The 8,184-nt window shown below is 71.4% G+C and carries 8 protein-coding genes; 2 read left to right on the top strand and 6 right to left on the bottom strand.

Translation table 11 applies throughout. The annotated features are described in order from the left end of the window. The first annotated feature begins 444 nt into the window (after positions 1-444). Positions 445-1,206: a TetR/AcrR family transcriptional regulator gene (locus ABT057_RS34200; protein WP_352347598.1), complete on the top strand. Its 762-nt coding sequence runs from the start codon at positions 445-447 to the stop codon at positions 1,204-1,206. Here ABT057_RS34200 and ABT057_RS34195 read toward each other — a convergent pair whose 3' ends face one another. From ABT057_RS34195 to ABT057_RS34180, 4 genes are all read right to left on the bottom strand, one after another. Beyond that, positions 1,207-1,677, bottom strand: a complete 471-nt coding sequence (locus ABT057_RS34195; protein ID WP_352347596.1) for a PPOX class F420-dependent oxidoreductase — start codon at positions 1,675-1,677, stop codon at positions 1,207-1,209. It lies immediately after the preceding gene. Between the two features lie 49 nt (positions 1,678-1,726). Further along, positions 1,727-2,551 (bottom strand): YceI family protein, encoded by an 825-nt coding sequence (locus ABT057_RS34190; RefSeq protein WP_352347594.1) that lies wholly within the window; start codon positions 2,549-2,551, stop codon positions 1,727-1,729. A gap of 79 nt (positions 2,552-2,630) precedes the next feature. Beyond that, on the bottom strand, positions 2,631-5,111 hold the full coding sequence (locus tag ABT057_RS34185) for an MFS transporter (protein ID WP_502974011.1): 2,481 nt from the start codon (positions 5,109-5,111) through the stop codon (positions 2,631-2,633). A gap of 85 nt (positions 5,112-5,196) precedes the next feature. After that, a complete protein-coding gene (locus tag ABT057_RS34180; RefSeq protein ID WP_352347590.1) occupies positions 5,197-5,700 on the bottom strand; it encodes a MarR family winged helix-turn-helix transcriptional regulator in 504 nt (167 codons plus the stop codon). A 206-nt stretch (positions 5,701-5,906) separates the two neighbouring features. Between ABT057_RS34180 and ABT057_RS34175 the strand changes: the two genes are divergently transcribed. After that, positions 5,907-6,107: a hypothetical protein gene (locus tag ABT057_RS34175; protein WP_352347588.1), complete on the top strand. Its 201-nt coding sequence runs from the start codon at positions 5,907-5,909 to the stop codon at positions 6,105-6,107. Positions 6,108-6,125: 18 nt separating this feature from the next. On the opposite strand, the gene ABT057_RS34170 is transcribed toward ABT057_RS34175, so the two are convergent. Both ABT057_RS34170 and ABT057_RS34165 read right to left on the bottom strand, forming a co-directional pair. Beyond that, positions 6,126-6,911, bottom strand: coding sequence for a hypothetical protein (locus tag ABT057_RS34170; RefSeq protein WP_352347586.1), 786 nt, complete (start codon positions 6,909-6,911; stop codon positions 6,126-6,128). A 68-nt stretch (positions 6,912-6,979) separates the two neighbouring features. Then, entirely contained in the window at positions 6,980-7,891 is a 912-nt protein-coding gene (locus ABT057_RS34165; protein WP_352347584.1) for an RNA polymerase sigma factor SigF, read from the bottom strand. Positions 7,892-8,184: the final 293 nt, after the last annotated feature.

The raw sequence follows: 8,184 nt of genomic DNA, 5'->3' as shown, positions 1-8,184 counted from the left end.
CCAAACTTCACTCGGGGGCGGGGGGGTGCCCCGGCCCCCGCCCCCCCCCCCCCGCGGGGGGGGGGGGGGGGGGTGGGGGGGGCGGGGGGGGGGGGGGGGGGGGCCCCCCCCCCCCCCCCCCTTCTCCGTGTCTCCGCCGGACCTCCGTTGTACGTCGTATGGGACACCTTCTGCGGTGTACAGCGCGACGACCGCTCACCGCGCGCAACGCGGCCGACCGGTACGGCCGCAAGAAGACGCTGGTCGCGGCCCTGGCACTGTTCGGCGTCGGCTCCCTGGCGGCCGTGAGGGGGCGGAGGAGGTGCCTGTCCGCGCGCGCGTGTGCGGGCCGGTCGTGCCTGGTCGCGCCCACCCGGCGCAGCCCGCCCGCAGACTCGGCCCCGCGCCCTTCGCAGGCCTAGCATCGTTCTCAGTTACCGGAGAAACACAGGGAGGTGCCTTGCCATGGCCGAGACCGCCAGGAACGCCGCGCAGCACAGCGTCTGGCTGGAAGGCAAGGCACGCCGGCGCGGCCGGACCGGCGGTCAGCCCTCGGGACTCGACCGCGACCGGATCACCGAGGTCACCGTGCGGCTGCTGGACGCGGAGGGGCTTGCCAAGTTCTCCATGCGGCGGCTGGCGGCCGAGCTGAAGGTGACGGCGATGTCCGTGTACTGGTACGTCGACACCAAGGACGAACTGCTCGAACTCGCCCTGGACGCGGTCTTCGGCGAGCTGGACCTGCCCGAGCCGACGGCCGAGGGGGAGGACTGGCGGGAGCAGCTGCGCCGGCTCGCCACGGTGTACCGGACACTGCTGGTCCGCCACCCCTGGCTGTCGCCGCTCGCCGGCCGCTACCTCAACATCGGGCCGAACTCCCTGCGGTTCTCGCGCACCGTGCAGCAGGTCGTCCTGCGGGCCGGGCTGCCCGCGCACGGCGTCACGGGCGCCATCTCGGCCGTCTTCCAGTTCGTGTACGGCTACGGCACGATCGAGGGCCACTTCCTCAGCCGGGCCGCGGACACCGGGCTGGCCCCGGACGAGTACTTCCGGCAGGCGATGACCGCGACCGCCGAGGCGCCGGAGACCGCCGAGGCCATCGAGCAGTCCAGGAACCTGATGGCGGCCCGCGGCGGCGACACGGTCGCGGAGATGATGGACCGCGACTTCACCTTCGCCCTGGACCTGCTGGTCGCGGGCATCGAGGCGATGGTGGCCCGCGGCTGACTACTCCCCGGCGGCGAGGCGGGCCGGGAAGCCACCCGTTGCCACGGGTCCCCAGCGTTCGGGGGTGACGCGGATGATCGACTTGCCCTGTTTGACCATGGCCGCCCGGTACTCGTCCCAGTCGGGGTGCTCGCCCGCGATGTTGCGGTAGTACTCCACCAGCGGCTCGACGGAGTCGGGCGTGTCGATGACCTCCGCCGTGCCGTCGATCTGGACCCACGGTCCGTTCCAGTCGTCGCTCAGGACGAGGAGGCTGACCCGTTCGTCCCGCTTGGCGTTGCGGGTCTTGGCACGCTCGGGGTAGGTGGAGACGACGATCCGGCCCGAGTCGTCGACCCCGCAGGTCAGCGGCGAACCCTGGGGGCCGCCGTCGGCCCGCCGGGTCAGCAGGATCGCGCGGTGACGGGGTCGTACGAAGTCCAGCAACTCGTCGAGCGAGACGGCGGTGTTGGTCGCGATGTTCGGTGCCATGCAGTTCAGCCTAGGCGCAGGGAGCCGGACCCGCCTGATTCCGTCGTGCCTACGTCTGCGGGAGGGACTCGCCCTGCACCGCCTGGATCTCCAGGTCGACCTTCAGGGTCGTGCCGATCGCCGCGATGCCCGCCTGGACGACCTGGTTGTAGTTCATGGCGAAGTCCTCGCGGTGGAGTTCCGCGGTGGCGCGGAAGGCGGCACGGGTGCCGCCCCAGGGATCGGCGCCGGTGCCGAGGTAGGCGAGGTCCAGGTCGACCGGGCGGGCGATGCCGCGCATGGTCAGGTCGCCGTGGACCGTCCAGCGGTCCGGGCCCGCCACCGTCAGGCCGGCTGAGCGGTAGGTGATCTCCGGGTGCGTCTCCACGTCCAGGAAGTCCGCCGAGCGCAGATGGGTGTCGCGCGTGCCGTTGCCGGTGTCGATGGACGCGGCCCGGATCACCGCCTCCACCCGGGACTTGGTGACGTCGTCCGGGGCGACCTCGATCGCCGCCGAGAAGTCGGTGAACCGGCCGCGCACACTGGAGATGCCCAGGTGCCGGGCGACCGCGCCGACCGTGGAGTGCGCCGGGTCGACGGTCCACGGGCCTGGTGGAGGCAGCTCGGTGCCGCCGCCCTGCCGGGTCAGCGTCACGGTCCCGACCTCGGTCCGCCGGCTCGCCGTCACGATCGCGGTGGACGCGGCGGGGCCGTATCCGACGGCCGTGACGATCACGGTGTACGGGCCGGGTGCGAGTTCGGTCGCGTCCCGTACGACGCCCTCGTCGTCCGCGTCCGCGCGCAGCACCTGGGTGCCCGTCATGTCGGTCACCGTGACGACTGCGTGGGACACGGCCCAGCCGTCCCTGGTGCGGATCCTCGCGGTCAGTGCCATCTCAGGTCTTCTCCTCCGAGAGCCCGGTGGGCGGCGGGGTGCCGGGCACCCCGCCGCCCACCGGGGCCGTCCGTTCGTCCTACTCGCCGGGGTGGGCGAGCTCGATGTCATGGCCGTCGACGCCGGCCCCGGCGACCGTCAGCGCGGTCGCCACCGGCGGGTAGCCGGTCGCTATGACCGTGTACTCGCCGCCGTCCAGGTCCGCGAAGGCGTACGCCCCGTCGGCGCCGGTCGTCGCGGTGCCCACGACGTTGCCCGCCGCGTCCACGAGCGTCACCCGGGCGTCCGCCAGCGGCCCGTGCGGCGCCCTTACGACACCCTGGAGCCGCGCCCCCGCGTCGAGCACGACCTCCACCCGGGTCACGCCCGTCCCGCCGACCTCGACGGGCAGCGCGCGCGGCCGGAACCCGTCGGCGTTCACCGCGACGGTCACGGCACCGGGCACCAGCTCCGCGAAGGAGAACTCGCCCTGCTCACCGGTGGTCGCGGTGGCCAGCAGATCGCCGCGCACATCGGTGACGACGACCATCGCGTCCTTGACGCCCTCGCCCGACTCACCGGCCCGCACGAGCCCGCTGAGCCCACTGGTCCCGCTGAGCAGGATGTCGTAGGCGAGCGGCTCGCCGTTCACGACGATCGTGGAGGCCTGCGGCTGGAAGCCGTCCGCGGAGGCGATCAGGACGTACGACCCCGTACCGGGCGCGTCCAGCGTGTACGCGCCGTCGGCCTGCGCGACCGACCGGCCCAGCTGGCGTCCGGAGAGGGAGATCAGGGTGACGGCGGCCCGCGGCACGGGCGCGCTCTCCGCACCCCGTACGAAGCCGCGGACCGGGACGCCGCCCGATCCCCCTGAGCCGGCCGGCTCCTCGGCCGCCACGGCCACGGCGGCGGCGAGCTTCTGCGTGCCCTCGGGGGCGGACTCCGAGCCGGTCGTCGTGGTGACCCAGCTCGGGACGTGCTGCTCCGCGCTCTCCGCGGTTTCCGGGGCCTCCGTCGCCCCGGCGGGCTCGGCGGTGTCCGCCGGGGTCTCCGGCCCGGCTTCGGCCGCCTGGGCCAGCGCGCCCTTGGTCCGGAGCGGGACCTCCTTGATGAACAGGGTGATCAGGAAGGCGAGCAGGGCCAGACCGGACGCGATCATGAACACGTCCGCGATGCCGTGGCCGTACGCGCTCTCCATGACCGTACGCAGCGGCGCGGGCAGCTTGTCCATGTCCGGGATCTCGCTGGAGGAGCTGGACCCGGAGGCGAGCGCGGCGTACTTCGGGCCGAGGCCGGCGATGCCGTCCTTGGCGTAGTCGGTGATGCGGCTGGCCATGACGGCGCCCAGCGCCGAGACGCCCATCGCACCGCCGAGGGAGCGGAAGAAGGTGACCGTGGAGCTGGCCGAGCCGAGGTCGCTCGGGTCGACCTGGTTCTGCGTGGACAGCACCAGGTTCTGCATCATCATGCCGACGCCGAGACCCAGCAGCGCCATGAAGACCGCGGTCTTCCAGTAGTCCGTGTCGTAGCGGATGGTGCTCAGCAGACCGAGGCCGGCCGTGATGAGCACACCGCCGCTGACCAGCCAGGCCTTCCACTTTCCGGTGCGGGTGATGAACTGCCCGGAGACGGTCGAGGAGACGAACAGGCCGCCGATCATCGGGATCGTCATGACACCGGACATCGTCGGGGACTTGTCGCGGGCCAGCTGGAAGTACTGGGCGAAGAAGACGGTCCCGGAGAACATCGCCACGCCCACGAACATCGAGGCGATCGACGACAGCGTGATGGTGCGGTTGCGGAACAGCCGCAGCGGGATGATCGGCTCGGTCGCCTTCGACTCGACGAGCACGAAGACCAGCCCCAGGGCGATCGAACCCGCGACCATCGTGTACGTCTGCCAGGACAGCCAGTCGTACTTGTCACCCGCGAAGGTGACCCAGACCAGCAGCAGGGAGACCGCGGCGGAGATGAAGAACGCGCCGGCCCAGTCGACCTTCACGTCCCGCTTGACGACCGGCAGGTGCAGGGTCTTCTGCAGCACGATCAGCGCGATGACGGCGAAGGGCACGCCGACGTAGAAGCACCAGCGCCAGCCCAGCCAGGAGGTGTCGGTGATGACACCGCCGAGCAGCGGGCCGCCGACGGTGGCCACGGCGAACGTGGCGCCCAGGTAGCCGGAGTAGCGCCCGCGTTCACGCGGGGAGATCATCGCGGCCATCACGATCTGCGCGAGGGCGGAGAGACCGCCCACGCCGATGCCCTGGACGACACGCCAGGCGATCAGCATGCCGGCGTTCTGCGAGAGTCCGGCGGCCGCCGAACCCAGCACATAGATGACCAGCGCTATCTGGACGAGCGCCTTCTTGTCGTAGAGGTCGGCGAGCTTGCCCCACAGGGGAGTGCTCGCCGTCATCGCCAGCAGGGTGGCGGTCACGACCCAGGTGTAGGCGGACTGGCCGCCGCCGAGGTCGCCGATGATCTCCGGGAGGGCGTTCGAGACGATCGTGGAGGACAGGAGTGCGACGAACATGCCGAGCAGCAGCCCGGAGAGGGCTTCCAGGATCTGCCGGTGCGTCATCGGGGCATGGGCGCCGGGCCCACCTCCGTGCTTGGCGTGGGCCCGCACACCGGCTGGTGTGGTCGTTGCCATGGGTTTCCTTCTCTTACGTTGCTTGTGAGGGTGTACGGGTGGTCTGGGTTTTTTCGGGCGCGGGAGGCGGTGGCCGGTGCGGGACGGTCCGGCACTCGCCGAAGCTGGCGCGCAGCCGGGTCATCAGCCGGATCAGCTGGCCGACCTCGTCGTCGGTCCAGTCGCCCAGGCGCTCCGCCAGCAGGCCGGCGCTGCGCCGGGAGAGTTCGGCGAGCATCGCGGCGCCCTCGGGGGTGAGGCGCAGGATGCGGGAGCGCTTGTCCGCGGGGTCGGGGGAGCGGTCGATCCAGCCCCGCTCGGCGAGGTGCGCGACATGCCGGCTGGTCACCGACATGTCCACGGCGAGCAGTTCGGAGAGGTTGCTCATGCGCATGTCGCCGTGGCGGCCGAGGAGGGCGAGCACGGCGGCCGAGCCGGAGGAACAGTCGGCCGGCAGGATCCGTCCGAGGTCCCGCTTCACGGCTCCGACGGCGCTGAGCTGACGCGCCAGTTCCTCGTACTGCGTCTGCGCGGCCATCACACCTCCCACCCTCGCACTTTGTTGCTTAGGGCAACCATAAGAGTGTTGGTTGCTACAGGCAAATAAATCTGGAGTGAAGGCCGCAAAAAGTTGGCAAAGGCAAGTATTGGGTGAGTAAATGTGCAGGTGTGAGGGGGCGTCGAGGGGGGATGCGGTGACCCCCACTTGGGTGCCGGCCCCCGTTTTCGCTAGTGTCTCGGCCCATGGCCAACACCCAGAACCCCCAGGGCAACCACGACCCCGCCGGCAGCACCCAGATGTTCCGCGCGTTCGTCGACGAGGGCGGCCCCCAGGCCTCCTCCCGTCAGGCTCCCGCGCAGTCCGGCCCCCGTATCGGCCTGATCGTCGGCATCGTCGCCGCAGTGGCGATCGTGGTGGCGGTGGCCTGGCTGGCGCTCAAGTAACCCGCCCGGTCCCGCACCTCACTCCCAGCGCACGGTCACGTCCCGCGTCTCGATCCGCATGCCCAGCGGTACCCGCCAGGAATCCACGCACACCGTCCAGGTCCGCTCCTCGCGGGCGCCGGGACCGAGCGGCGCGGGCAGCGGCTCGGCCGACTCGACGGTGGACCAGTCGGTGCCGAGGGCGTCGACGACGTGCGTCCCGAAGGTGACCGTGCCCGAACGCACCGGTGTGCCGCCGGAGTTCTGGAAGCTCAGGCGCACGTCCTCGCACCAGCGCCGGTCCGTGGCCGTACGCACCGGCTCGCTCGTCGTCAGGACGGCCGGGCCGGGGGAGGCCGTGGACGGTGCGGAGGGTGCGGGGGCCGGCGACGTATGAGCCGTGCCCGTGCCCTGCTGCCGGGGGCCGGAGGGCGGCGAGGTGTCGGGAGCGGCTCCCTGCGGTGTGCCCGAGGACCCGGAGGACGGTGCGGACGTCCGCGTCGGCTCCGCCTCCGCCCGGCTGTCCGGAGCCTCCCCGCCCGCGCCGGACTTCGCGTCGGCCGGGCTGTCCAGCGGCACGAGCCGGACGCCTCCCGTCGGCGTCGGGTCGGCTCGCTGCGCATGCTCCCCCACCGCGCCGACCGCGACCCGGTCAGGCCCGGGACTCCCGCCTCCGCACGCCCCCAGCAGCCCCGCCGCCCCCGCGACGACGACGGCCGCCGACGCGCCCCATACGGCGCCCCGGCGGCCGTTCGGCCGTCCAGATCGAGCGGGACCAGTGCCCTCCTGTATGCCTTCCCGTGTGCCTTCCCGAGTCGCACGCATCGCGCCAGTGTGGCTGACGGTGCGTCAGGAAGGAACCCCGGAAACCGGAACCGGCCCGCCTTGTCGCCCTAGTCCGAGATCAGGCCTTCCCGCAGCTGTGCCAGCGTGCGGGTCAGGAGGCGGGAGACGTGCATCTGGGAGATGCCGACCTCCTCGCCGATCTGGGACTGGGTCATGTTGGCGAAGAAGCGCAGCATGATGATGCGGCGCTCGCGCGGCGGGAGCTTGGCCAGCAGCGGCTTGAGGGACTCGCGGTACTCGACGCCCTCCAGGGCCGTGTCCTCGTAACCGAGGCGGTCGGCCAGGGAGCCTTCGCCCCCGTCGTCCTCCGGTGCCGGGGAGTCCAGCGAGGAGGCCGTGTAGGCGTTGCCCACCGCGAGGCCGTCGACCACGTCCTCTTCCGAGACGCCCAGGACCGCGGCCAGTTCGGCGACCGTCGGCGAGCGGTCCAGCTTCTGGGAGAGCTCGTCGCTGGCCTTGGTGAGGGCGAGCCGGAGCTCCTGCAGGCGGCGCGGGACGCGGACCGACCACGAGGTGTCGCGGAAGAAGCGCTTGATCTCGCCCACGACCGTCGGCATCGCGAAGGTCGGGAACTCCACGCCGCGCTCGCAGTCGAACCGGTCGATGGCCTTGATGAGGCCGATCGTGCCGACCTGGACGATGTCCTCCATCGGCTCGTTGCGCGAGCGGAAGCGGGCCGCCGCGTAACGGACGAGCGGGAGGTTGAGCTCGATGAGGGTGTCGCGGACGTAGACCCGCTCGGGGCTGTCCTCGGCGAGGGCGGCCAGTCGCAGGAACAGGGAGCGGGACAGGGTGCGGGTGTCGATGGCTCCGGTGGACGGGAGGGCCGGGGCCGGCGCGGCCTCGAGAGCCGTGACATCGTCGAGTACATCGGGCTCGACGGGCACGACGGACACGACGGGCGCGGACTCGCTCTTCACGAGCGTGAGCACCTTCGAGCTGCCCTGATCTGCGGACATGCCACCCCCTTTGGGTCGCGGGACGGTCGCGGCGGACGATTCCCGAAGTGGAGAACGTCAGCCCTCACCTGAATACCGGAGCCGAAGCTCTGGCAAACGCGCTTCCGGAAGAATGTCACATGTCGGCAACACGCTGTAGTGACATGTCGACATCCCGGTGACGAATCAGCCCTGGAAAAAGGGGGTGTGACGGTTTTTCAGCGCAGATATGTCGGGAAGTGTCATGGTGGGCGATTCGCTCGCACCGGTGACCTCTCGCTCTTGCTTGCGATCCCCTATCGGATGACGTAACC

It is taken from the genome of Streptomyces sp. NPDC002588 (assembly GCF_040295925.1).
GTDB lineage: Bacteria > Actinomycetota > Actinomycetes > Streptomycetales > Streptomycetaceae > Streptomyces.
The sequence above is the reverse complement of the archived record's forward strand: the minus strand, read 5'-3'. Positions and strand labels throughout refer to the sequence as shown.

Coding starts and splice junctions, on each gene's coding strand:
- ABT057_RS34200 (WP_352347598.1), top strand. CDS start 445: ATGGCCGAGACCGCCAGGAACGCCGCGCAGCACAGCGTCTGGCTGGAA.
- ABT057_RS34195 (WP_352347596.1), bottom strand. CDS start 1,677: ATGGCACCGAACATCGCGACCAACACCGCCGTCTCGCTCGACGAGTTG.
- ABT057_RS34190 (WP_352347594.1), bottom strand. CDS start 2,551: ATGGCACTGACCGCGAGGATCCGCACCAGGGACGGCTGGGCCGTGTCC.
- ABT057_RS34185 (WP_502974011.1), bottom strand. CDS start 5,111: ATGACGCACCGGCAGATCCTGGAAGCCCTCTCCGGGCTGCTGCTCGGC.
- ABT057_RS34180 (WP_352347590.1), bottom strand. CDS start 5,700: ATGGCCGCGCAGACGCAGTACGAGGAACTGGCGCGTCAGCTCAGCGCC.
- ABT057_RS34175 (WP_352347588.1), top strand. CDS start 5,907: ATGGCCAACACCCAGAACCCCCAGGGCAACCACGACCCCGCCGGCAGC.
- ABT057_RS34170 (WP_352347586.1), bottom strand. CDS start 6,911: ATGCGTGCGACTCGGGAAGGCACACGGGAAGGCATACAGGAGGGCACT.
- ABT057_RS34165 (WP_352347584.1), bottom strand. CDS start 7,891: ATGTCCGCAGATCAGGGCAGCTCGAAGGTGCTCACGCTCGTGAAGAGC.